Annotated in this window: 20 protein-coding genes; 6 read left to right on the forward strand and 14 right to left on the reverse strand. The window is 57.6% G+C overall.

Annotation, left to right across the window (positions count from 1 at the left end; all coding sequences use genetic code 11):
• Position 1 precedes the first annotated feature (1 nt).
• The 5 genes from SBL51_RS16350 to SBL51_RS16370 form a co-directional block, all read right to left on the reverse strand.
• Positions 2-952: a DnaJ C-terminal domain-containing protein gene (locus SBL51_RS16350; RefSeq protein ID WP_317932163.1), complete on the reverse strand. Its 951-nt coding sequence runs from the start codon at positions 950-952 to the stop codon at positions 2-4.
• Positions 953-1,101: 149 nt separating this feature from the next.
• The gene (locus SBL51_RS16355; RefSeq protein WP_317932164.1) at positions 1,102-2,298 is read right to left on the reverse strand and encodes an ABC transporter permease; all 1,197 of its coding nucleotides are present in this window, start codon (positions 2,296-2,298) and stop codon (positions 1,102-1,104) included.
• Between the two features lie 2 nt (positions 2,299-2,300).
• Complete coding sequence (locus tag SBL51_RS16360) at positions 2,301-3,512, reverse strand: ABC transporter permease (RefSeq protein ID WP_317932165.1); 1,212 nt, start codon at positions 3,510-3,512, stop codon at positions 2,301-2,303.
• Entirely contained in the window at positions 3,509-4,192 is a 684-nt protein-coding gene (locus SBL51_RS16365) for an ABC transporter ATP-binding protein (protein ID WP_317932166.1), read from the reverse strand. The genes SBL51_RS16360 and SBL51_RS16365 overlap by 4 nt, the downstream gene beginning before the upstream one ends.
• Positions 4,185-5,324, reverse strand: a complete 1,140-nt coding sequence (locus SBL51_RS16370) for an efflux RND transporter periplasmic adaptor subunit (RefSeq protein WP_317932167.1) — start codon at positions 5,322-5,324, stop codon at positions 4,185-4,187. Before SBL51_RS16370 ends, SBL51_RS16365 begins: the two co-directional genes overlap by 8 nt.
• Before the next feature lie 175 nt (positions 5,325-5,499).
• Between SBL51_RS16370 and ftsH the strand changes: the two genes are divergently transcribed.
• Entirely contained in the window at positions 5,500-7,344 is a 1,845-nt protein-coding gene (ftsH, locus tag SBL51_RS16375) for an ATP-dependent zinc metalloprotease FtsH (RefSeq protein WP_317932168.1), read from the forward strand.
• Here ftsH and SBL51_RS16380 read toward each other — a convergent pair.
• Together SBL51_RS16380 and SBL51_RS16385 are read right to left on the reverse strand one after the other, a co-directional pair.
• Positions 7,341-8,000: a hypothetical protein gene (locus SBL51_RS16380; RefSeq protein WP_317932169.1), complete on the reverse strand. Its 660-nt coding sequence runs from the start codon at positions 7,998-8,000 to the stop codon at positions 7,341-7,343. The genes ftsH and SBL51_RS16380 overlap by 4 nt on opposite strands.
• A gap of 182 nt (positions 8,001-8,182) precedes the next feature.
• Positions 8,183-9,742, reverse strand: a complete 1,560-nt coding sequence (locus tag SBL51_RS16385; RefSeq protein WP_317932170.1) for an amidase — start codon at positions 9,740-9,742, stop codon at positions 8,183-8,185.
• A gap of 165 nt (positions 9,743-9,907) precedes the next feature.
• Here SBL51_RS16385 and SBL51_RS16390 point away from each other — a divergent pair, with 165 nt between their 5' ends.
• Together SBL51_RS16390 and SBL51_RS16395 are read left to right on the forward strand one after the other, a co-directional pair.
• Entirely contained in the window at positions 9,908-11,869 is a 1,962-nt protein-coding gene (locus tag SBL51_RS16390; protein WP_317932171.1) for a tetratricopeptide repeat-containing diguanylate cyclase, read from the forward strand.
• A gap of 32 nt (positions 11,870-11,901) precedes the next feature.
• Entirely contained in the window at positions 11,902-12,288 is a 387-nt protein-coding gene (locus tag SBL51_RS16395) for an ankyrin repeat domain-containing protein (RefSeq protein WP_317932172.1), read from the forward strand.
• A gap of 153 nt (positions 12,289-12,441) precedes the next feature.
• On the opposite strand, the gene SBL51_RS16400 is transcribed toward SBL51_RS16395, so the two are convergent.
• Together SBL51_RS16400 and SBL51_RS16405 are read right to left on the reverse strand one after the other, a co-directional pair.
• On the reverse strand, positions 12,442-12,798 hold the full coding sequence (locus SBL51_RS16400; protein WP_317932173.1) for a VOC family protein: 357 nt from the start codon (positions 12,796-12,798) through the stop codon (positions 12,442-12,444).
• A gap of 54 nt (positions 12,799-12,852) precedes the next feature.
• Complete coding sequence (locus SBL51_RS16405) at positions 12,853-13,314, reverse strand: Lrp/AsnC family transcriptional regulator (RefSeq protein ID WP_317932174.1); 462 nt, start codon at positions 13,312-13,314, stop codon at positions 12,853-12,855.
• A 242-nt stretch (positions 13,315-13,556) separates the two neighbouring features.
• Between SBL51_RS16405 and leuA the strand changes: the two genes are divergently transcribed.
• Positions 13,557-15,242, forward strand: a complete 1,686-nt coding sequence (gene leuA / locus SBL51_RS16410) for a 2-isopropylmalate synthase (protein ID WP_317932175.1) — start codon at positions 13,557-13,559, stop codon at positions 15,240-15,242.
• Between the two features lie 125 nt (positions 15,243-15,367).
• Here leuA and SBL51_RS16415 read toward each other — a convergent pair whose 3' ends face one another.
• Positions 15,368-15,991, reverse strand: a complete 624-nt coding sequence (locus SBL51_RS16415) for a TetR/AcrR family transcriptional regulator (RefSeq protein WP_317932176.1) — start codon at positions 15,989-15,991, stop codon at positions 15,368-15,370.
• 113 nt (positions 15,992-16,104) lie between these two features.
• On the opposite strand from SBL51_RS16415, the gene SBL51_RS16420 reads away from it, so the two are divergent.
• Entirely contained in the window at positions 16,105-17,568 is a 1,464-nt protein-coding gene (locus SBL51_RS16420; RefSeq protein ID WP_317932177.1) for a sodium:solute symporter family protein, read from the forward strand.
• Between the two features lie 1,132 nt (positions 17,569-18,700).
• Positions 18,701-19,615 (forward strand): PHB depolymerase family esterase, encoded by a 915-nt coding sequence (locus tag SBL51_RS16425; RefSeq protein WP_317932178.1) that lies wholly within the window; start codon positions 18,701-18,703, stop codon positions 19,613-19,615.
• Positions 19,616-19,665: 50 nt separating this feature from the next.
• Here the strand turns inward: SBL51_RS16425 and SBL51_RS16430 are convergent, their stop codons facing one another.
• From SBL51_RS16430 to SBL51_RS16445, 4 genes are all read right to left on the reverse strand, one after another.
• Positions 19,666-20,751, reverse strand: coding sequence for a nucleoside hydrolase (locus SBL51_RS16430; RefSeq protein WP_317932179.1), 1,086 nt, complete (start codon positions 20,749-20,751; stop codon positions 19,666-19,668).
• Between the two features lie 145 nt (positions 20,752-20,896).
• Complete coding sequence (locus SBL51_RS16435; protein ID WP_317932180.1) at positions 20,897-21,814, reverse strand: HDOD domain-containing protein; 918 nt, start codon at positions 21,812-21,814, stop codon at positions 20,897-20,899.
• A 272-nt stretch (positions 21,815-22,086) separates the two neighbouring features.
• Positions 22,087-22,512, reverse strand: a complete 426-nt coding sequence (locus SBL51_RS16440) for a diacylglycerol kinase (RefSeq protein ID WP_317932181.1) — start codon at positions 22,510-22,512, stop codon at positions 22,087-22,089.
• A 31-nt stretch (positions 22,513-22,543) separates the two neighbouring features.
• Positions 22,544-22,936 (reverse strand): DUF971 domain-containing protein, encoded by a 393-nt coding sequence (locus SBL51_RS16445; RefSeq protein ID WP_317932182.1) that lies wholly within the window; start codon positions 22,934-22,936, stop codon positions 22,544-22,546.
• Positions 22,937-22,951: the final 15 nt, after the last annotated feature.

The following is a 22,951-nucleotide window of genomic DNA, read 5'->3' on the forward strand; positions in this document are numbered from 1 at the left end:
ACTATTGCCAATCGGCGCGAGGATTAAATTGTGAGGCCTCCTGCAGCGCCTGCCACTGGGCCTGGGCGGCGGCATCGCTGCTGGCGGGTACCACAATTTTCAGTACGGCGAAGAGATCGGCGCGGCCGGTTTTGGTTTGCAGCCCCTTGCCTTTAATTCGCAATTTTTGCCCTGCCTGTGAGTTGGCCGGCACGGTGATATTGACCTTGCCTTCCAGAGTGGGTACCACAATTTTGGCACCGAGCACCGCCTCCCAGGGGGCGATGGGGACGGTCACCAACAGATTGTGGCCCTGCACATCGAACAGTGGGTGCGGCACCAGCCGGATACGCAGGTAGAGGTCGCCGTTGGCGCCGCCATTGTAACCCGGGCCGCCCTGGTTTTTCAGGCGGATTCGCTCGCCATCACTGACCCCTGCGGGGATTTTCACCTTCAAGGTTTTCGCCACCTTCACCCGCCGGCCCTGAGCATCGACCTGGGGCAGGTGGTACTCGATGGTCTTAGACTCTTCGCTTAAGGTGTCTTCCAGGAAGATGGGCAGTTCGGTTTCGATATCCTCACCCTTGATGGCGTAGCTGCGGCCACCGCCAGCACCGCGTTGAAAGCCGCCAAAGCCGGCATCGCCACCACGGTTGCCAAAAATCGAACTGAAAAACTCGGAAAAATCGCCCTCGTAGTAGCCATCGCCGCCACCGGCCGACTGCCACCCCGGCGGTGGTTGAAAGCGGCCGCCCTGGCCATATTTGCGCAGCTCGTCGTATTCTGCGCGCTTCTCCGGGCTTTTTAACACCTCGTAGGCTTCGGTGACCTCTTTGAACTTCTCCTCCGCCTGGTTTTCGGTGCTGACATCGGGGTGGTACTGCCGGGCCAGTTTGCGGTAGGCGGATTTGATGGCCTTGTCATCGGCGGCTTCGTCGACGCCGAGTATCTTGTAGTAGTCTTTAAACTCCATAGTGCTTGCGCCTGTGCATCAATCGGTGAATTCGTGGGGCTAGGTGATTGCGTCGGTTGTGAATGAATTTAGGCCCTATAAATTGTGCTGTTAAAGATGGGGGTGGCGCCGCCAATCCTCAAGTCTGCCAGCGCGAATGGCGCTTGGCGTTACTCATCGCGAAGCGCCTCAATCGGGTCTAAGCGGGCGGCATGCAGTGCCGGGATAATACCGGCCAGTAGACCGATCACCATCGAGAGCAGCAGGGCCAGCAGCAGGTAGCCCAGGTTGATGGCCAGGGGCAGGCTGGGTACCGCCAACAGCGCCGCGCCCACCAGGCTGACGGCAATAGCAATGCCGGCCACGCCGCCGCTGCCGGCCAGCACCACCGCCTCACCCAAAAACAGCAGCAGGATCTGCAGCCGGCGGGCGCCGAGGGCGCGCAGCAGGCCAATCTCCGGGGTGCGCTCCTTCAAGGCGGTGATCATGATGGTGAGTACCCCCACCGCGCCGACAAACAGCGAGATGCTGCCCAGCCCCGCCACGGCCAGGGTGAGGAAGGAGAGGATGCTGTCCAGGCTGGATAACATATCCTCCTGGGTAAAGAGGGTGAAATCCTCGCGGCCGTGGCGGCTGCTCAGGCTTTGGCGAATACGCTGGCCGATCTCGCTGCTGCTGATCTCCGGCCCAAACACCACATCCACCTCCATCAGGCTCTCCCGGTCGAACAGCTGCAACCCCCGGCCGGTGGGGATGTAGACCACATCGTCGAGGTCGAAGCCGAGCATCTGGCCCTTGGACTCCATCACGCCAATCACCCGGTAGCGGTTACCGCCCACACGGATCAGCTGTCCTAGGGGGTTCTGTTCGCGAAACAGCTCCTGCTTCAGTTTGGCGCCGATCACGGCGTAGGCACGGGCGGCCACCGGGTCGTCGTCGGGCAGGAAGCGGCCCTGAGCGACGGCCATCTGCCAGGCGCGGGCAGCCTCGTGGTTGGCGCCGATAACGTTGGTGTCGCGGCCCAGCGAGCCGGCCTCCACCCGGGCGGTGCCGCTCACCAGGGGCACCACGGCGGTGACGTAGGGCAGGCGTCGCAGGGATTGGGCGTCGTCAACGGTGAGCGGTTTTACCGAGCTGAGCATGCCGGCCATGCCCTGGGTGGTGACCCGCCCCGGGGTGACGGCAATGATGCGGGTGCCAAATTGGGAGAAGCTCTCCAACAGGTAGAGGCGCAGCCCCTCGCCAATGGAGGTGAGCAGGGTGACCGCGGTGATGCCGATGGCGATGCCGAGAATGGTCAACAGGCTGCGCTGGCGCTGACTAAAGACCGCCTTGGCCACCCACAGGAAAGCATCGCCCAGTTGCATGGTCAGCTCCGGTTCTGCAGCGCCACTACCGGCGCCAGGTGGCTGGCCCGGCGCGCCGGCAGCCAGGAGAAGAGTTGGCTGGTGATCAACGCCACCGACACCGCCATCAGCAGCGCCCACAGCGGTGGTTGAAACTGGGCGCCGCTAAACCAGTGGTTGCCGATCAGCACCAGGGCGAAGCCGGCAACCAGGCCAATCAGCGAGCCCAGCGCCGCTAAAATCAGCGCCTCCAGCAGAAACAGGCGCAGCACCTGGCCGGAGGAGGCGCCCAGCGCCTTGAGCAGGCCGATCTCCTGGGTGCGCTGGGTAACGGTGATGAGGGTGATGTTCATAATCAGCAGCCCGGCCACCAGCAGGCTGATGCTGGCGATGGCAGCCACGCCCAGGGTCATGGCGTTGAGAATGTCGCCAAAGGTGCTGAGCAGGGCATCCGGGCTGACCAGGGTGACGTCGAGTTCGCCCTGATGCAGTTCGGTCATCAGGGTCAGAATCTGTGCCTTGGCGCGCTCGAGGTTGGTGCCGGGTTGCATCTGCAGCAGCACGCGAAACAGCGCCTCGGTGTTGAACAGCCGCTGGGCGGAGGCCACGGGCAGCACCAGGCTGTCGCTCAGGTCCATGCCAAAGGCGTCGCCGGTGCCGGCCAAAACGCCCACCACCCGGCAGCGATAATCCTGCACGCGCACAATCCGGCCGATCACCGGCTGGTTACCGAACAGCGCCTGGCGCAGTGTTTCGCCAAGCAGACAGTCGTTATTGCCGCGGCGGATATCGGTAATGTTAAGGCCGTGGCCGAGGGCGAGCTCCATTTCGCGAATGGCGATAAAGGTATCGGTGGTGCCGAGTACTATCACCTCCCGCGACAGGCTGCCAAAGGCCACCTCGGCACTGCCCACCACCACCGGTGCCACCGCCGCTACCGAACTTAAGCGCTGGTCGAGGTAGAACATCTCCTCCAGGGTGATGTTACGGGCGGCGGCACCGGTGACCGGTGGCAGGCCGCCGGTGGTCTCATTGCGGCCGGGGAACATCACCAGCACGTCGGCCCCCAGAAAACTGAACTGCGCCAGCACATAGCGCTTGGCCCCCTCGCCGAGGGCGGTGAGGGTCACCACCGAGGCCACGGCAAAGGCCATGGCCAGCAGGATCATGGCGCTTTTAAAGCGGGTGCGCGCCAGCGCCTGCCAGCTGAACATCAGGTAGTCGCGCAGGCTCATGGGCCGGCGCCCTGAAGGTCTTCAACAATGGCGCCATCGACCATTTTAATGCGGCGGCGGGCGCGGGCACCGAGGGCGGCGTCGTGGGTGACCACCAGCAGGGTGATGCCGTCGCCGTTGAGCTCCTCCAGCAGCTTGACCACCTCAGCGCCGGAGTGGCTGTCGAGGTTGCCGGTGGGTTCATCGGCCAGGAGCAGGGCCGGCTTGCGCACAATTGCCCGCGCCAGGGCCACCCGTTGGCGCTGGCCGCCGGAGAGCTGCTTGGGCAGATGCTGGGCGCGGTCGGCGATGCCGAGCCGCTCCATGGCGGCGGTGGCCAGGCGGCGCCGTTCTTTGGCGGGTACCCCGGCCAGCATCATCGGCAATTCGATATTCTCCAGGCCGGTGAGGCGGGGCACCAGGTGGTAGGCCTGGAAGACAAAGCCGATCCACTGGCTGCGCAGTTGGGCCCGGGCCACCTCGGAGAGGGTGCGGGTGGCGGTCTCCTTCAGCCAGTATTCGCCGGAGTCGGGCCGGTCAAGCAGGCCCAGCATATTGAGCAGGGTCGACTTACCCGAGCCGGAAGGGCCCATCACCGAGAGGTACTCCCCGGCCGCCACGCTCAGGTTGATGTCAACCAAGGCGTGCACCGGCTGTTCGCCCAGGACGAAGGTTTTGTTAACCCCCTCGAGTTTAATCACCGTGGGCGACCGTTAGCCGGCCCTCGGCCAGGTTGGGTAGGTCGGGGCTGCGCACCACCCGGTCGCCGGCCTGCAAACCGCTGGTAACTTCGGTGTAGGTCCAGTTGCTGAGGCCGGTGGTGATCGGCTGGCGATGCAGGCGGTTGTTTTTGTCGATCAGCCAGACGCTGTTGTCGGAGAGGATGGCTTCACTGGGCAGGCGTACAACCGACGCCTTGGCTTGCAGAATAATGGTGATGTCGGCGCTGTAGCCGACCAACAGATGCACCGCTTCGGGCACGGCATCGAGGGTGACATCGACATCCACCGTGCGCGCCTGCTTTTCCAGGTCGAGTACATAGGGGGCAATACGCGAAACGGTACCGTTCAAGGTGATACCGCGAAAGGCGTCCAGCGTCACCCGCGCCGGCAAGCCAACAGTCACCGCGCCGGCGTCGATCTCATCGATGGGGGCGGTCACGTAGAGGCAGCTGTAGTCGATCAGATCGATGGCAGCCGGGGTGGGAATACCCGGTGGCGAGGGGGTGATGTACTCGCCCACCTCGCCGTTAATTTCAGCGATGATGCCGGCAAAGGGGGCGCGCAGCTGGGTGAGTTCGAGCTGTGCCTGGAATTGATCGAGAGTGGCTCTGGCTACCTGGCACTGGTGGCGGGAGGCGGAGCAGGCCAAGCGATGGCTGTCGGCATCGGTGCGGGCGGCGTCGACCTTATCTTCGGAGGTGAGTTTTTTATCGAGCAGCTGTTCCAGCCGTTTGGCTTCGCGCTCTTTTAAATCGGCGGTGAGGCAGGTGCTGCTCTCCTGCTCCTGCAGGGCCAGCAGCTGTTGTTCGGCCTGGTCGACCAGCGCCTGCTTGTCGCGGTTCCACAACTCCAGCAGCAGCTGATTGCCCTCGACGTGGTCACCCTCATCCACCAGCAGGTCGGCCACGGTACCGCCGGTGGGCATGGATAATTTAGAACGGCGACAGGCCTTCACAGTCCCTGTACGGGTGTTGGCGGCGGTCGCCTCCACCAGCCCCTGATCCACCACCACGCTAAACACAGCTATCGGGTGTTCCTGCCAGGGCCGCCACAAGGCGAGAATGACGATGGCAGCAATCACTAAGGCAATTATTAATTTTCGTTGACCCATGAAATCCCCGGTTGCAATGATCTTTCTGTTTATTGTGCAGCTTGGTGTTGTTATCGTGCTGACTTACATCAACGGCCACCCGGCGCCAGATTATCAGACCACAATAAAAGCGATCTGATTTTTTTCCAGCGGCGTTGGTTGGCAATTTTGAATGAGCTGAACCAGATCTACCACTATGGCTGAAACCGCACCCAGCAAACCCGAAAATCTTTGGCCTCAATGGCTGCCATTAATGTTGATGGCCTTCTCCGTTTATTACCTGGTCAAAGTGGTGTTACCCGGGCCCATTGCTAATTTGGCCTACTCCGATTTTGTCGACCAGATAAAAGCCGGTGAGGTGCGCGAAGTGATTATTAAAGGTGATCACATTCGCGGACGCTACAGCAATAATGACAGCGACACTGCTCGCACTCGTGTCGATTTTCAGGTAGTGATTCCGCAACTGGAAAATGAGCGGCTGCTCGATTTAATGCTCGAGCACGAGGTAAAGATTGTGACCGAAACCGATGCTGTTCCCTTTTGGGCACAGCTGGTCGCCGGTTTTTTACCGTGGATATTAATTATCGGCTTTTTTGTTTGGAGCAGCCGTGCGCTGCAAAATCGGTTGGGCAATGGTGCCGGTGGTGGCCTCTACGGATTTGGCCGCTCCCGCGCCCGGCGTTTTGAGAACAACCACGGTGGCCCGCACTACGAGGATATTGCCGGCCTGGAAACGGCCAAACAGGATCTGCAGGAGATAATTGAATATCTGAAAAACCCGGAAAAATTCCGCGCGCTGGATGCGCACATGCCCAAGGGCATTTTAATGATGGGCGCCCCCGGTACCGGTAAAACGATGCTCGCCCGAGCCACCGCCAACGAGGCGGGAGTGCCTTTTTTTTCGGTGAGTGGATCGGAATTTATTGAGATGTTTGTCGGTGTGGGCGCCTCGCGTGTACGCGATATGTTCAGCCAGGCTCGCAAAGAGGCGCCGGCGCTGATCTTTATCGACGAGATCGACTCTGTCGGCCGGGTGCGCGGTACCGGCCTCGGTGGTGGTAACGACGAACGGGAACAGACCTTGAACCAGATTCTGGCGGAGATGGACGGCTTCGAGGCGGAGGAGGCGGTGGTGGTGCTGGCCGCCACCAACCGGCCGGATGTGCTCGACCCGGCGCTGCTGCGCCCGGGCCGTTTCGACCGCAAGGTGACCTTGGAGCTGCCCCAACGGGCGGCGCGGTCGGCCATTGTGCAGGTACACTGCCGCCAGAAGAAACTGGCCGCGGATGTCGACTTCGATGCAATTGGCGCGGCCACACCGGGTTTCTCCGGCGCCGAGCTGGCCAACCTGGTGAATGAGGCGGCGCTGGCGGCGGTGAGTGCCGGGCGCGAGGCGATCGCCATGGATGATTTTCTCAACGCCCGCGACAAGGTGATGATGGGCGCACCGCGCACCGATCTGCTCAACCCCTCCGAGCGGCGCCGCATCGCCTGCCATGAAGCCGGCCACGCTATCACCGCCCACTACGCCGAACACAGCGACCCGGTGCAGAAGATCAGCATTGTGCCGCGTGGGCGGGCGCTGGGTATGACCGAACAGGTACCCGTGGAAGACCGCCACAACCTCAACCAGGATTTCCTGCTGGAGAAGCTGTCGATCTACATGGGTGGCCGTGCGGCTGAGCAGCTGCTCTGCGGCGGAGTGAGCACCGGGGCGGCGGACGACCTGCGCCAGGCGACCCAGCTCGCCTATAAAATGGTGGGCCAGTGGGGCATGGGCAAAAACATCGGCCCGGTGGGTTACAGCGTTGGCGAGGAGCACCCCTTTCTGGGGCGGGAGATGACCGAGCCCAAGGAGTTCAGTGACGAGACCGCCAAGGCCCTGGACGATGAAGTGCGCCGGATTTTAGTTGAGGCTGAAGCCGAAACCATGGCCTTGCTGGCCGAGCATAAGGCGGAGTTGGAGCGTTTGGTGGCGGCGTTGCTCGACCACGAGACCATCACCCACGAGGAGATGGTCACGCTTATCCAACAGCCCTAAAGGCTAATAATATTTTCGGCGATGATGCGGAATTCGATGTCCGCCTCGCGCCCGAAATAGCGTTTGATCACCACCTGTTCGGGCTGATCGCTGACCAGCTCCAACCAGTGCCAGCCGGCACTGGGAATCTCCAACTCATGCACCAACGTCTGCTGATCCAACTCCAGAATACCGCTGATGGTGACCGGCTGGCTGAAATAGACCAGCACCAGTGGGTTACCGCTGTTGCGATCGACAAAGCCGCCACTTCCGGCCGGTTCGCTGTAGTGGGGGTAGGAGTGGTAGGAGGCCAGGCGCACCACCTTGGTGTCGGCGGGGGTGACCACCAGTGACTCGGCTTGTAACGGCTGGGCGTAACGCTCGGCATTGGCGGGGAGGGTTAGGTGCAGTTGTCCGTCATGGGGATTTTCGGTCACCAGAATGGCCTCTGGTGGCTTGCCTAAAATGGCTCCGGGGATCACCCGAAACAGCAGTTGCAGGCCATCTTCGAAGGCGGTTTCACCGAGGCGCTCGTTACTGGCGGAGTACTTGTTGTAGCTGAGGTTGAAGCTCACGGTGGTGGCCGCGGCCGGCTTCGGTTTCTGGCCGCCACAACCCGCCATCGCCAATAGTGTTACCGCCATACCGGCTGCTATCAAAATTCGTAAACTGGCCATGTCTGTCCTGCTGAATACCGCTAACCGTTGGAGTTTACCAACCTGACTGCGGGTCGTCGGTAAGTTTGTTGGAAACTGCAAGGCAGCCCAAATAAAACGGCACTGCTTGGCGCAGCGCAGGCGGTCTGCCTGCCGGCAAAACCGCCAAAAATCACCTAGGACCACAAATTCCGGGAAAAATCCTATGGCGCCAGTGTCGGGATGAATTTTGGTGGCTGCCAACCCTGGTGGCTCTGTTCAAAGGCGTAGGCGAAGCTGATCAGTTTCGGTTCGCTCCACTTTTCGGCAAATAGAACTATTCCCACCGGCAGCTCATGCACGCGCCCGGCGGGCACAGTGATGGCTGGGTAACCCGATACCGCTGCGGCGGTTGAGGTGCCGAGAATGAAACCATCGCCCAATACCGGGTCTATGGGAAAGGCGGGTGTGTAGGCGGGGGCGACGATGGCATCCAGGTGGTACTTCTCCAGGGTGGCGTCAATCCCCTCGGGGCCGGCCAGTCGCTTGGCCGTGGCCAACGCCCGAACATACTCGTCGTCGGTGAGTTCGCCTTTGCTCTGGGCCTCGAGAAAAATATCCTGGCCAAACCAGGGCATCTCGACGCTCGCCTGGCGGCGGTTAAAGGCGATCAGGTCACTCAGGTTGGCCACCGGCAGCCCGCGACGCCGGCCGAGGTAGTGGTTGAGGTCGTGTTTGAAATCGTAGAGTAAAACGGTGTACTCGGGGTCGCCGATATCCTTCAAGGTGGCGATCTCAACATCGTTAACCAGCACCGCCCCCAACTGGCTAATGGTGGCCAGGGCATCGTCAAATACCTGGTCGGTGCCGGCGTGCTGGCCGGTTTTGCTGGCGAGAATGCCGATGCGTTTGCCGCTCAGGGCCTCGGCATCGAGGAACTGACGATAGTTGAGACCGCGTTGTGGCGCCCCCAGGGTGGCCGGGTCCTGGCTGTCCTCGGCGGCCAGCACGCTCAACAGCAGGGCGGCATCGGCCACCGTGCGCGCCATGGGGCCAGCGGTATCCTGGCTGTGCGAGAGCGGAATAATGCCGCTGCGGCTAACCAGCCCGAGGCTTGGCTTGATGCCGACGATACCGTTCATAGAGGCCGGGCAGATAATCGAACCATCGGTTTCGGTGCCCACTGCCAGTGGTGTCAGGCCGGCGGCCACCGCCACGGCGCTGCCCGAGCTGGAGCCACACGGGCTGCGATCCAACACATAGGGGTTGCGGGTTTGCCCGCCGCGCCCGCTCCAGCCACTGATCGATTGATTGGAGCGAAAATTGGCCCACTCGCTGAGATTGGTTTTGCCGAGCACGACGCCGCCGGCCTGGCGAATCCGGCCGACGATAAAGGCATCTTTGGCGGCGGGTTGGTCCGCCAGTGCCCGGCTGCCGGCGGTGGTCAGCATTTTGTCGCCGGTGTCGATGTTGTCTTTGAGGACGATGGGGATACCGTACAGCTCCCCCAGGGGCGGCTGGCCGTCGAGGGTTTTGGCGATCGCTAAGGCATCCGGGTTGAGCTCAATCATGGCGTTCACCTTGGGGCCATTGCGGTCGATGGTCTCTATCCTGGCCAGGGCAGCAGTCACCAGCTGGCTGCTGGTGAACGCCTGCTGTTGCAGTTCGGTGATGGTGGCGTAAGGGTCTGGGTTCTCTGCGTCGGCCAGCGCCAGGCCGGTGACGAGCAGATTGATCAGTAACAAATGGCGTAGGCAAAGTGCTGCTGTTTTTGAACGCGTCATGCTAATTTCCGGTAGTCGTGGAAGTTGATATCAAGATTAATGGAGCTAATGTGCGCTATTCATCGAATGTTGAAACAGGTGCCCCGCTGTGCTTGGCGGTGACGGGCCAGAACTGATAATCTAGCGCGCCCCTTAGGGGTTCTCGCGGTCTCGGTGCAAAAATTAATGAACAACACCCTGATTACACCTCTGCGTCCAGTGGTACCTGCCCCTGTGTTGTTGCGCCGGCTGTTGGCGTTGACACTCTGCTGTTGCACCCTGCAGTGGGCGAGCGCCTGGGCCATTGAGGCACCAAGCAATCACACTCTGGTCGATTTCGCCCCCGCCTTTGGCAATTGTGACGAACGTTTAATTGCCAACCCCAATGCGGTGGTCAGCGAATATTTGGCGTTGGACGATGCAACACTCACCAAAGAGCAGCAAGCCGAAAAGCGCTACTGCCTGGCGGGTGCCTACCTGGCGTTAATCTACCCGCAAAAATCCCTCGAGCAAAGTGAAGCGGCGCTGGCACTGGTTGCTGAGCAGCTACAGCCGCAGCTCTATTACGCTATTCAAGTGGTGCGCGCCGAAGCGCTCGACGCCCTGGGGGAATCCTCTAAAGGCATGCCGGAGTTAAACAAAGCCATTCTTTGGGCGGAATTTAACCAGCAGCGCCACCTGTTGTTTGTTTCGCTAAGGATGCGTGGCTTACTGAAAATTTCGCTGCTCGATTATGTCGGCGCACTGCGCGATTTCAACCAGTCTTATCAGATTGCCGAAGAGCTGGACCGGGAAGATTACCGCATTTCAGTGGCCAGTTATCTGGGCCTGGTTTACGAATATCAAAAAGAGTATGAACTGGCGATTCCCTATTTTGCTCAGGCCGAAAGTTACTATCGGGCGCACGACATCAGCAGTGAGTTGAGTATTGCCCTCTATGGCATGGGTAATGCGAATAACAAATTGGGTAACTACCCCCAGGCCCGCCAGCAGCTGGATGAATCCTATCAAATTGCTTTGCAAATCGATGATCGCCAGGGTGCGGCCTACGCCTTAAAGGAGCTGGCCTATACCGATCTGCGCTCGGGTGACCTGGTGCGTGCCGAGAATCGATTAAAAGAGACCTTAAAAATTGCCGAGCAGTCGCAAAACCCCTACCTGGAAATTAATGGCTGTAAATATCTGGTGGATGTCTATTTAGCCAGTAACCGCCCGGATTTAGCCGAGTTCTATGCCGACCGGGCCGAGGCCATTATCAATATCGATTCCATGCCCTGGCATCATCTGGCGTTGCAGGAGCAGCGGGCAAAAATTGCGGCGGGTCGGGAAGATTACCGCAACGCTTACGAAATATTGCTGTCGCTCATCGCTTTACGTGAAAGCATTCAAAATAAAGAGACGGCCAAGCAGCTGCTGCAGCTGCGTTCCCAATATGAGCTGGACGCCAAGGAGCGGCGCAATCAACTGCTGGCCAAAGAGAAGATAGTCGCGGAAACCGAACTGGAGGTGGAGAAGAGCCGCAATGCCCTGTTGAGCCTGTTGGCGGGGATGATTTTTGTGGTCTGCTGCTTTTTGGTTTACATCGTCTATCGCAGCCGGGTGACCAGCCAGCGGTTGGAACTGCTGGCGCACCAGGATGTGTTAACCGGTGTTTATAACCGCCGGCGGGTGTTGCAGCTGATTGAAAACCAACTCAAGCTGGCCCGTCGCCATGACTACCCATTGGCCGTCGCTATTTTGGACCTGGACCATTTCAAAAGCATCAACGACAACTTTGGCCACCCCACCGGTGACCGTGTGCTGGAGGCGTTTGGCATTCTCTGTCAGCACTCGCTGCGCGAAACCGACATCGTCGGTCGTATTGGTGGTGAGGAGTTTATTGTTGCGTTTCCCCATACCGAGGTGGAGCAGGCACTGGGGGTGATTAAACAGCTGCAGTCGAAAGCGGCCAATATTCCTGCCGTTATCAATAATTCGCAATTAAAAGTGACCTTCTCCTGCGGTTTGTGCAATGGCCAGCGCGAGAACTCCGTCACCGATATTTTGGCGGTGGCGGATAAAGCCATGTACCGAGCAAAAGAGGCCGGCCGTGATCGCATTGAGGTGGCCTCCGCCACACCAGCACAGGCGGAGCCGGCCGAGTCATGATTTTCAGTTTTGATGTTTAAGGCACAGTTGAGATGAGCTCGGCATCGGATGGATGTTCAGAAACAGAACTTCACGCGGCCGCTTGGTCTGGCGATGTAAATTACCTGAAAGAAATTCTCGCTAAAGGGATTGATGTCAATGTGACCGATTCCATCAACGAGACGCCTTTGCACGGAGCCTGCGGCTGGGGTCGCATTGATGTGGTCGACTATCTGCTAGGGCAGGGTGCCAATCCGAATTGTTTTAGCGCTGATGGCTTAACGCCTCTGCATTGGGCTTGCAGTCATGGCACGGTAGAAATTCTTGCATTGCTGATTAAGCACGGGGCTCTACTGCAGGCCAGTAAAGCTGGTTTATCCCCGATGGAGATTGCCAAAAAGCATAACAATCAACGTGTAGTGGCCTGGTTAAAAAAATAGACCTGGGGGCTAAGCCAGCAGCACCTTCATTGGAGGTGATTTCTGGTCATCGCAAGCGGTTCCAGCACCATTGTTATCAAGCTTCTTTTAAACTCTTTTGCTCTCCAATCGTTGAACAAATCACCTTGGTGGTGCGCAGCTGGCTGCAACTGTTTATTCCGCCTCTGACCAAACCGCAAATTCGTTGCCACTGGGTTCGGTGAAATGAAAGCGTCGGCCACCGGGAAAAGCGAAGATCGGTTTAACGATGGTGCCACCCGCGGCGCAGACTGCCTGTTCGGTTTTGCTTAAATCTTCACTGTAAAAAACCAACAGGGCAGCACCGTTTTGGCTGCTTGAGTGCATTGGGCTGCGATAAAAGCCGCCATCCAAACCCTGTTTGGCAAAGGCGCAGTAGTCGGGGCCGTAGTCCTGAAACTGCCAGCCAAACACTTGGCTGAAAAATGCTTTGGTGGCGGTTAGGTCGTGGGCTGGAAATTCAACGTAGTCGAGCTTGTGGTGGCTGGCCATCGGTTAACTCCTTGTGAGAAAAGGTGGAGCAGATCGGATGATCGCGATAGTACATTACAGGGGAATTTCGGTGGTATCTTTAGCCCGCCGCATGACAAAGCTGGACTGCACACCGGTAACCCCCTCCAAGCGGGTTAGCTTACCCAGCAGAAACTGCTGGTAGGTGTCCATATCCTTCACCACCACTTTCAACACATAGTCGGCCGCCTGGCCGGTAATCAGATAGCACTCCTGTACCTCCGGATAGCGGCCCACCTCCTGCTCGAACTGTTCAAAGCGATCGGGGGTGTGGCGATCCATGCTGATGTGAATAAGCGCGGTGAGCGTCAATCCCAGCGCTTTCGGGTCGAGCAGGGTGACGGTTTTGCCGATTACGCCGGTCTCCTTCAAGGCCTTTACCCGGCGTGCGCAGGGCGAGGGCGAAAGCCCCACCCGCTCGGCCAGCTCCAGATTACTGAGGCTGCCATCGCGTTGCAGCTCGGCCAGAATACGGCGATCGGTGCGATCCATTTCCATCGTGCGGGTACCCTTTGCGGTGACTGGTGCTGGGGTGATAGGGAGGTTTTTGCTGTCAATTCTGTTAGGTTGGGTGAAAATAGCTAATTAATTGGCAGTAATTGGCGATTTTAGCCCTATTTATAGTGAATTAACACTAAATTTAGTGAGTTTCGCCCCTCGCCTTTGACTATACTGTGCAACCAATGCTGAGGCCATCCGGCAATAACCCAGTAGATAGCCAACTAAATTTTGAGGAAGTTATGAACACTCCCGCCAGCTTCAACCACAAGAAATACCGTCGCAGCCCGGTGATCAACAAGCCCGATCGCCGCTGGCCGTCGCAAGTTATTGCACAAGCCCCTATCTGGTGTGCAGTGGATTTGCGGGATGGCAATCAGGCTCTGATCGAGCCGATGACGGTGGCTCAAAAGCAAAAGCTGTGGAAGTTGCTGGTTAAGGTGGGGTTCAAGCAGATCGAAATTGGTTTCCCCTCGGCTTCACAACCAGATTACGACTTCTGTCGCTGGTTGATTGAAGAGAATCAGATTCCCGACGATGTCTCCATCCAGGTGTTGGTGCAGGCGCGGGAGGAGTTGATTGCTCGGACCTTTGAAGCCTTGCAGGGTGCCAAACAGGCGATTGTGCATGTTTATAACTCCACCTCACCGGTGCAGCGCGACAAGGTATTCGGCCTGGAAAAGACCGGTATTGTCGATATCGCCCGCCGCGGTGCCGAACTGCTGCGCGATTACGCGGCGCGCTACCCGGAGTGCAAGTTTACCTTCGAGTACTCCCCGGAGAGCTTCTCCAGCACCGAGATCGATTTCGCCATTGAGGTCTGTAATGAGGTGATCGAAGTCTGGCAGCCGACCCCGGAAAACAAGGCGATTTTCAATCTGCCGGCCACGGTTGAGTGCGCCACACCCAATGTCTTTGCCGACCAAATTGAGACCTTCTGTGACGGTATCAATCGCCGCGACTCCATTATCGTCAGTGTCCACACCCACAACGACCGCGGCAGCGCCGTGGCGGCGGGTGAATTGGCATTGATGGCCGGTGCCGATCGGGTAGAGGGCACCCTGATGGGTAATGGCGAACGCACCGGCAACATGGATGTCGTCACTATGGGTATGAACCTCTACAGTCAGGGTATTGATCCGGAGTTGGACTTCGCCAACGCCGACGAAATTGTGCGGGTGGTGAGTGAGTGCACGCAAATTGAAGTGCATCCCCGTCACCCCTGGTTGGGTGAGCTGGTCTACACCGCCTTCTCCGGCAGCCATCAGGATGCGATTCGCAAGTGCCTGGCCAAGCAGGGTGAGGAGGAGGCCTGGGATGTTGCCTATCTGCCTATCGACCCGCGTGATATCGGCCGCGATTATCAATCGGTGATCCGCGTGAACAGTCAGTCGGGCAAGGGCGGCGTTGCCTATATTCTTGAGCAGGAGTTTGGTTTGGCCATGCCGCGCTGGATGCAGATTGAAGCCAGCCGCAAGGTACAGGCCCACGCCGAGCAGGCGGCCAGTGAGGTGAGTTCCAAACAGATTTGGGAGATTGTCAAAGAGGCCTTTATGACCTCCGAAACCGGCTTCCAGTTAACCGCCTACTCGCTCGACCGCAGCAATGACCACGAAGCGGTGCACGCCACCTTGAAAAACGACAAGGGCGAATACAAAACCATTCAGGGGCAGGGTGATGGTGCGCTCTCGGCTTTCTGCCACGGCATTGAGGCGAGCCTGGGCTACACCATTGAGATTGTTCACTACGACCAGCACGCCATTGGCTCGGGTACCGATGCGCAGGCGATTGCCTATGTGCAGGTTAAAATCAACGGCGAACGCTTCTGTGGCATCAGCCGCAACCAGGATGTTTTAAGCGCGAACTTGAACGCGATTTTAATCTGTGTGAACCAGGCAATTGGTGAAGGCCTGCAGATGAGTGCCTAAACGCAGGCAGCCTTTAACGGGGTACGAGATTTGTACCCCGTTTTAATTTAACTTTGCGCTCTCTTCTTTCTGTTTTTTCTTTACGTTCTTTCCGCTGCTCTCGTTTTACTTCCGCCGCTCTTTTTTCAGCCGCACACTTCGCGCAAGCCCGCTGCCATAAACGGCACCATCAATTCATAGGCGGTATCGAAATCGGTGGAGCGACAGCGGTTTTTGGAGAGCCGGTCAATTCGCCCGGTTTGTGCCAGCGTTAACGCCAATGCCCCGGACATATAGTGGTAGCACCAGTGGATTTTCTCATCTTGGGCGTTGGGGAAGATCTCTTTCAGGGCGGCGACAAATTCACTGACACGCTTATCGAATACCTTGCCCATCAGCTCTTTGTTCCAGATGGGCGAGGTCATCACGTAGGAGAGTAGCGCCAGGTAGTTGCGCCAGCCGGGGTCGCCCGTCTGCTGCGCCATTTTTAATGGCAACAGGAAGGCTTCGATAACCTGATCGAGGCTCTGTTGTTTGCCCTGTTCACGTTTTAACACCTCCTGTCGGGTATCACTCAGCAGCTGCGCCCGGCGATCAAATACAGCCTGGAACAGATCGAGTTTTTTGCCAAAGTAGTAGTTGGCCAAGGCCACATCCACCTCGGCGGCGGAGGCGATTTGTCGGATAGAGACGCCATCGTAACCGTGAATGGAGAACAACTCTTCAGCGACATCGAGAATCCGGTCTTTGCGATTTATTTCTTGGGTCATAGCAGTTCAGGCAGCGATTAAGGCGGAGGATAGAGCCATCTTAGAGTCTTGCGCTTGTATATTCAACAGTTGTTGAATATAGTGCTAGGCAAATTTGCTGGAGAATAATCATAATGACTCCTGAGCTTTTCAAGTATCTTTTGTGCGGCGTTTATGTCGTTATCATCTATTGGCTCTCCTGGGTGGGTATGCGCCGCACCCGCGATATCCGCAGCTTTTCCATCGGTAACAAAGATATGGGGCCGGTGTTGATTGGTATCACCTTTGCGGCATCGGTGGCCTCTACCGCCACCTTTGTGATCAACCCTGGTTTTGTTTATGTGCATGGCCTGTCGGCGTTTATTCACTACGGTATTGCCGCCAGTCTGGGCATCGCCTGTGCCCTGATTATTTTATCGCGCCGTTTTTTGCGGGTCGGCACTCAACACCAGGCGCTCACCATCCCGGATTGGATCTACCACCGTTATCAGCACCGCGGTTTTAGTCTCTTCTTTGCCCTGATCAATCTGCTGTCGATCACCTTTGTGGTGTTGATTTTGGTGGGCTGCAGTCTGTTGATGACGGGCCTCTTCCCGATCAGCCAGAAAGCCGCGTTGGTGATTGTGTTGGTGTTTGTCTTCTCCTACGTGTTAATGGGCGGAACCTATGCCCACGCCTACACCAACACCCTGCAGGGCATTATGATGCTGGTGATTGCCGTTGCCCTTTTTGTGCAGGGGATTGGCTATTTTGATGGCGGCTTTTTCTCACAACTGCAGAGCGTGGGTGTCAATTACGCGAAGGTGTTTAACCCGGACAGTAATCTCTACTTCAGCTTTTTTTCGGTTTTCATCTCGGGTTTTATTGTCACCTTCGCGCTGATGTTGCAGCCCCATATTCTGACCAAAGTGCTCTATATAAAAAGTGAAGCGGATGTAAACCGCTTTATATTCGTGGCGGTGCTGGTGGGTTTCTGTTTCTCATTAATGTTGGCCATTGGCTTTTATGCGCGCCTGTCCGGCCTAGAGATAGAACAGCAGGACAGTGTTGTGCGGGAATACCTGTTGTCCGAATTTAGCCACTCCACGTTTGGTCAATATCTGCTGACCTTTGTCTTTATCACTCTGCTGGCGGCGGGCATGAGTACACTCGATGGCATATTGGTGGCGCTGTCGGCCATGGTGGTAAAAGATATTGTGGTACCACTGACCGGTGACCACAGCCGGGGTTTACAGATGTCGCGCTGGGTTTTGGTTGGCGTGGGTGTGATTGGTGGGGTGATCGCCTGGCAGCCGCCGGCGTTGATTGGCCTGTTTGCCCAGAAAGGGGTGTATGGTTTGGCGGCGGCCTCGTTTGTGCCTATTTTATTGGGTGTGATGAGCCAGCGGCAGCTGCCGGTATGGCTGGCCTTTTCCGCTGCGGTTCTGGCACTGGTTACGCACCTGCTGCTCAATTTGGCCATGGGGGTGACCAACCCGGCGGTCTCGGCCAGCTACGCTATTTTACTATCCATGGCCTACTCATTGGTTTGTCTTATTTTTGTTCGCAGTAAAAAGCTGGAGATCATACAAAAAAATAATCTAACATCGACGCCTTGAAATTCAACATCTGTTGAATTAGTCTGTGTCCTATCTTTACCGGCTGCTGCCTGCTTGCGGTTTATGTAAGCGGGCTTCGCAGCTCCACACGCTTTTCCCGCTCGCTATTTTAAAACCGGAAGCTTGGTTGTTAACTGAGTGGTTGATCTGTTCTGCAGTTAAAGGGTTTTAACGCACCACCGTTTGCTCTCATGTTGGTTTATGCTCCGAGCAAGCTTGCTCTTAAACGAGAAAACCGTTCACATAGGGTGTTGGTTATTTTTGGTGAACAACTGGGTGTTACTTGGTGCCTTTGTCGGCTAAGCCACTAATCAATCGACCAAATAACCAATCGACCAAATAACAAATCGATAGTGGTAAAACAGAATTAAAAAATCGCAGGCTGGCACGCGGGCCAGATCAAAAAGGAGCATGGGAAAGCGGTTGCTGATCAGCACTTTCTTGCAGGCAGCTCCTTGAAGGTGGCTTATTGAGGGTGACTTATTGAAGGTGACCCCTTAATAGCGGCTTTTATAAATCGCTTTTTTATGACGTGATCAAATGACGATAATAGAAAGGCGAAATAAAAGCTGGCAGCTATTGGGTGTTACCTGTGGCTGCCGATGATTGGCTGGGTATGGGAGAGTTGGCAACTTTGGAGCACTATTTTTTTAACACTGCCCGTATGATGTTGAGGGCATGTTCGTTTTGGCCTCTTTGTTTGGCCTCTATGTTGGGGATAGCCGCTAGGGAAAGAAGTCAGGGAAAGGCGTCAGGGATAGGGCTCACGGATGGGAGCCAAGGATAAAACCATAGCTAAGACTCATAATTGGAAGTCATGGGTAGAGCTGTTGAATCCAGGCGCAGTCTGTTGTGATCGGCCGCGTAAGCGCCTGGCTCTATTTGCTATTGCGGTATTTCTATTGCTGTATGTCTATTATCTGTATCGCACGCGAGTGAATTTTTTGCTGATTGATATTTTGTTTAACCTCAGATTTTCTCTCCAGGGTTCGGGGGAGGTGTACTCCCCCATTTTTTTGCCCTGCGTCTCTTAATTGCCATGGTTTGATGGTAGCCAAGGTTTAATTTTTCGGTTAGGAAACTATTTATGTCGTCTACGCTGTGTTGCTCTTGGTTTAGGGCGGCTTTGTTTATGCTGGTATCGATGGGTTGCTGTGCGGGAGATTGGCAGAGTACGGTAATTGCCGATATGCCGACCCAGATATACCTGCCGTCGACGCCGGCCAAAGTCGCTAGCGGTCGGGCGCTGATGGTCAGCCTGGGTGGCTGTGGCCAACAGGATGCCGACGACACCGAATTTCGGGATCAGAGCAATTGGCCGGCAACGGCGGATGAATATGGCATGGTGGTGGCCATCCCCAACGCCCCCGATGAGGGGGTCACCTGGGCCGGTTGCTGGGACTACTATAAAAGTGATCACAGCCGCAGTACTCGCCACGATGACAATCTGCTGCAACTGGTGGCCGAATTGATCGGGCGCGCGCAACTCAACATCGACCCCAATCAGGTCTATATCTCGGGCCTCTCATCCGGTGGTGGCATGGTGAATGTGCTGCTCTGCCTGGCGCCGGAGCTATTTGCCGGTGGTGGCATTGCGGCCGGCCCGGCATTGGGCAGCAGTATGTGGCAGACCCGCAAGGTGGCGGTTAGCGTCGAGCAGGTGGTGGCCGGTTGTCGAACCCTGGCTGGTAGTCAGGCGGAGGCACTGCAAACACAAATCGCGGCGATTGTCTGGGGTGACCAGGACTCCTTGGCGGCGCCGGGTTATGCCGAGGTGAGTGCCGCAGCCTATGCCCAGTTGTATGGCGCCACCAAAAATGCTGCGGTTACAGCGGTGCCGGGCGTAAAACTCAATGGCCTGCAGGAGAGCTGGAGCGATAGCCGCGGCCCGCGCGTCTTAGCCATTACCATCGCCGGGCTCGGTCACGCCTGGCCGGCGGGGGGTGGTAGTGGTGCCAGCAAATATATGGATAACAGCTCTATCAACTTCCCCCGGGTATTAACCGATTTTCTATTCGCCAATAACCGAAGGGTGCAGAAGCCTTAGGGGTCGAACAGTGCTTGGCTTAACGTCCCGCTGATCGACCCCCAAGCGCTTTAGAAGCGGTGATTGAGTGTTTGGGTAAACAGGCTGAAGGCCCGCTCGGGAAGGGTGCTGGTGCAGATTTTCACGGGCGGGTTGTCGCCACCCAGGTGGGTGATACCCGATTTGGCCGGGTCCAGGTGGTTGCGTTTGCTGCCGTCGGCGCGCAGGGCGGGGATGTGCTTGGCGTCCCAGGCGCTGGGTTGGTCGGCAACCTGGTACTCCACCCACACCGGCTGCATCTCGCCTTCACAAAAGGCCGGGTCGATCACCACCAGCGCTGCCAGTACATCCCAAAAGTAGTACTCACCAGAGTCGATAAACCAGTCGTTATCGTCCAGCACCATATCCCAAAAATCCGCCGCCGGCGTGGAGGCCTTCTGTTTAAACTCTTTGGCGAAGGCTTGAGTTACCTGTACCTGGTTGGTGACATCCAGGCCAACCACCTCTATGGCCAGGCCGGAGGCAAACACCTGACTGGCGGCGAGGGGGTCGACATAGATATTCCACTCGGCCTGGTTGTTGGGATGGCCATCGGTAAAGCCGGGCACAACGATATTGCCGTGCACCTTGAAGGCACCGCCCATAATCACCAGGCGGCTCACCTTGCTTTTGTCGTCCGGGTATTTGGCCAGCCACTGGGCAATGTTGGTGAGGCTGCCGGTGGCGATGAGGGTGACCGGCTGGCTGGATTTAGCCAGTGATTGATGGATAATCTCCACGGCGTGGGCCTCACTGGCGATGCGGTCTGATGCGGGTACGGCAACGCCGGAGAGGGTATCGGCCTGCTCCCGCCAGGGGTCGGGGAAGACAAAAAAGCCATCCATAGGGTAATCGTCACCACAGCCAAAGCTCACCTCGGCGGCTTTGGTGAGGTCGAGCAGGGCGGGGATATTGCGCAGGGCGGGTTGGCAGTGGGTTTCACCCACGCCGTTGGCGGTTACCGCCAGTAACTCCACGTCTGGGTGGTTGGCCAATAGCAGCAGAGCCGACCAGTCATCAATGGCGACGTCGGTATCGAAAATAACCGGTGTGGCTGAGCAGGCCCCCGCCAGCCAGAAACAACCGCTGACTACGGCGGTTTTAATAAAACGTTTCACTGTCTACCCCTTATATGCGTTGTGCTGCCCTTGATTAATTGGCAGGCGACGGGCTACTGCCGCCAGTCTGCGTTGGGCTGACTAATAACTTTAGATTAAAACGAACGAGGTGGCCTTAACCAACAAGGCCGATTTGCGACAGCGGCTATAAAAAGGTGTTGGCCAGGCGGGCGATGACACTGCGCTCGGCCATCACCAGGGCGAGTTGGCCGCGTTGGTCGGTGGCTTGCAGCGAGGCGGGAAGTTTCTGATAGGCCACCAAATCGGTGAGGGCGGGCAGCTTCAGGCCGGTGGGTAGCATAGTGGCGGCATGGTAGTGAGCCAGGTTGATAACATCGATCAGCTCCAGCTTGCTGCTACCGGCGTAGCCCCAGTTGCCGCACTGTTTGAGGGCGGCCATGTATTCGGGTTCGCATTGCCATTTGCGCAGAATCAGGCTGCCCAAGGAGACCGCATAGCTGCGGCAGAGCAGTTGGTAGCTGGGCAGATCGGGTACCTGGCCGGCGCTGCGCAGAGCCGAGAGAATGGCCAGGGAGCCCAGCTCGGTGTAGATGGCGGCGAGCATGGCCTGGTCGCTGGTGCGAAAATGGAGTTTCTGGGCAAAGAGTGAGGCCAGCGCCGCTTTCAGCGCCAATTGGCGCCAGGTGAACTGGCACAGCGGCTTGAGTTGGCGATCGTGATTGATAAACAGGCTCTTCACACTGTGCAGCATGGTGAGGTTGTTGATGGTGGAGAAGCCCAGCAGCGGGATTACCGTGCGCAGGCTGGGATTGCTTTGCTGGTTGTGGTAGATGGGGCTGGAGGCGGTGCGCAGCAGGAAGGCCGACAGCGCCGGGTCGCGTTCGATCATCTTCTCGAGCTCAGCCACCTGGGTGTTGGGGTTGGCCAAGCCCTTGCGAACCCGCACACACACGGTCGGCAAACTGGGTAGATGTTCGCTGTTCTCGCGAATGTCATTCACAATTTTGCGAAACAGCCCGGTTGGCGTTTTGCCTGAGCCGTTGTCAGCGCCGGTCACGGCCTGATCGTTTTCGATAATATCCTGCGCCACGTAGAGTCCCATTTCACACCCGTTGTTCTCGTCAGTCGCCCTGAGCGGGAAGGTTACACGCCGCTACCGCTGATTATTTTTTCGGCAGGTGTGAACAAAACATGACGAGGATTAAAAGTGTATAGCACAGCCTCGGCGATATGAGGCAAAGCTTATACAAAAAGCGCTAATTTTCGGCTGGGCGGAGGCCCCTGGGCGCTGGGGTGCGCGGCATACTACGGATATCAGTAGTGGTTGGCGGGGTGTTGCAATTGGCGGGGGTGGTTATGGCCGGTGACGGCCAATCAGGTGATGGCAATCACCAGCCAGGTGGCCATGGCCAACAGAATGGCCAGAAAGACGGCGGCAGAGCCGGCATCCTTGGCGCGGCCAGAGAGCTCATTGTGCTCCCGGCCGACGCGGTCGACGATCATCTCGATGCCGGTGTTGAGCAGTTCAACGATCATCACCATCACCACACTGCCAAGCAACATCAGGTAGTCGAGGGCGGAATTGGCGATGAGGTAGGAGAGGGGGACGGCTGCCGCCAGGGCGTAACACTCGAAGCGAAAGGCCTGCTCCTGTTGAAAGGTGGTGCGCAGCCCCTTGTAGGAGTAGTAGCTGGCTTTTTGTAGCCGCTGGCCGGGGGTGACCGAGCGCTTCACCCCATATACGGGTGGCTCTTCAGAGTGCACAGTGTGGGCGGTTGAATTCGATTCGCCTGGTGTCATGGTATAGCCCTGCCCGGAGTGCTCCGGGGAATTAAGTGATCAGTTTGATGACTTGCAGCTCTGGGTCGCGGGAGAGTCCTGCCTGGTGCAGCTTCTCCAGGTAGCTCTGCCACAGTTCTGCCTGGTTGCTGCACAGCTCTTTCAGATAGCCCCAGGAGTAAAGGCCGCTGTCGTGGCCGTCGCTGAACACCAGTTTCAAGGCGTAGTTGCCGCACGGTTCCAGCTTGTCGATGGTGACCCGCTGCTTGCCAAACTGCAACACCGCCTCGCCCTCACCGTGGCCGCGCACTTCGGCGGAGGGCGAGTGCACCCGCAGGAACTCAGCGCTCAGCCGGTAGCTCTGGTCGCCGAAGAGCAGTTCCAGCTCTTGCGTCTGGCGATGGAACTTAATCTTGCTGGGTGGTGCTTGCGCGTCGGATCTCATAGCTCAATAAACCGG

The organism is Halioxenophilus sp. WMMB6 (assembly GCF_033283405.1).
GTDB lineage: Bacteria > Pseudomonadota > Gammaproteobacteria > Pseudomonadales > Cellvibrionaceae > Halioxenophilus.

Bases quoted from the DNA above. Each gene is read 5' to 3' on its own strand.
- SBL51_RS16350 (WP_317932163.1), bottom strand. From the start codon at position 952: ATGGAGTTTAAAGACTACTACAAGATACTCGGCGTCGACGAAGCCGCC.
- SBL51_RS16355 (WP_317932164.1), bottom strand. From the start codon at position 2,298: ATGCAACTGGGCGATGCTTTCCTGTGGGTGGCCAAGGCGGTCTTTAGT.
- SBL51_RS16360 (WP_317932165.1), bottom strand. From the start codon at position 3,512: ATGAGCCTGCGCGACTACCTGATGTTCAGCTGGCAGGCGCTGGCGCGC.
- SBL51_RS16370 (WP_317932167.1), bottom strand. From the start codon at position 5,324: ATGGGTCAACGAAAATTAATAATTGCCTTAGTGATTGCTGCCATCGTC.
- ftsH (WP_317932168.1), top strand. From the start codon at position 5,500: ATGGCTGAAACCGCACCCAGCAAACCCGAAAATCTTTGGCCTCAATGG.
- SBL51_RS16380 (WP_317932169.1), bottom strand. From the start codon at position 8,000: ATGGCCAGTTTACGAATTTTGATAGCAGCCGGTATGGCGGTAACACTA.
- SBL51_RS16385 (WP_317932170.1), bottom strand. From the start codon at position 9,742: ATGACGCGTTCAAAAACAGCAGCACTTTGCCTACGCCATTTGTTACTG.
- SBL51_RS16390 (WP_317932171.1), top strand. From the start codon at position 9,908: ATGAACAACACCCTGATTACACCTCTGCGTCCAGTGGTACCTGCCCCT.
- SBL51_RS16395 (WP_317932172.1), top strand. From the start codon at position 11,902: ATGAGCTCGGCATCGGATGGATGTTCAGAAACAGAACTTCACGCGGCC.
- SBL51_RS16400 (WP_317932173.1), bottom strand. From the start codon at position 12,798: ATGGCCAGCCACCACAAGCTCGACTACGTTGAATTTCCAGCCCACGAC.
- SBL51_RS16405 (WP_317932174.1), bottom strand. From the start codon at position 13,314: ATGGAAATGGATCGCACCGATCGCCGTATTCTGGCCGAGCTGCAACGC.
- leuA (WP_317932175.1), top strand. From the start codon at position 13,557: ATGAACACTCCCGCCAGCTTCAACCACAAGAAATACCGTCGCAGCCCG.
- SBL51_RS16415 (WP_317932176.1), bottom strand. From the start codon at position 15,991: ATGACCCAAGAAATAAATCGCAAAGACCGGATTCTCGATGTCGCTGAA.
- SBL51_RS16420 (WP_317932177.1), top strand. From the start codon at position 16,105: ATGACTCCTGAGCTTTTCAAGTATCTTTTGTGCGGCGTTTATGTCGTT.
- SBL51_RS16425 (WP_317932178.1), top strand. From the start codon at position 18,701: ATGCTGGTATCGATGGGTTGCTGTGCGGGAGATTGGCAGAGTACGGTA.
- SBL51_RS16435 (WP_317932180.1), bottom strand. From the start codon at position 21,814: ATGGGACTCTACGTGGCGCAGGATATTATCGAAAACGATCAGGCCGTG.
- SBL51_RS16440 (WP_317932181.1), bottom strand. From the start codon at position 22,512: ATGACACCAGGCGAATCGAATTCAACCGCCCACACTGTGCACTCTGAA.
- SBL51_RS16445 (WP_317932182.1), bottom strand. From the start codon at position 22,936: ATGAGATCCGACGCGCAAGCACCACCCAGCAAGATTAAGTTCCATCGC.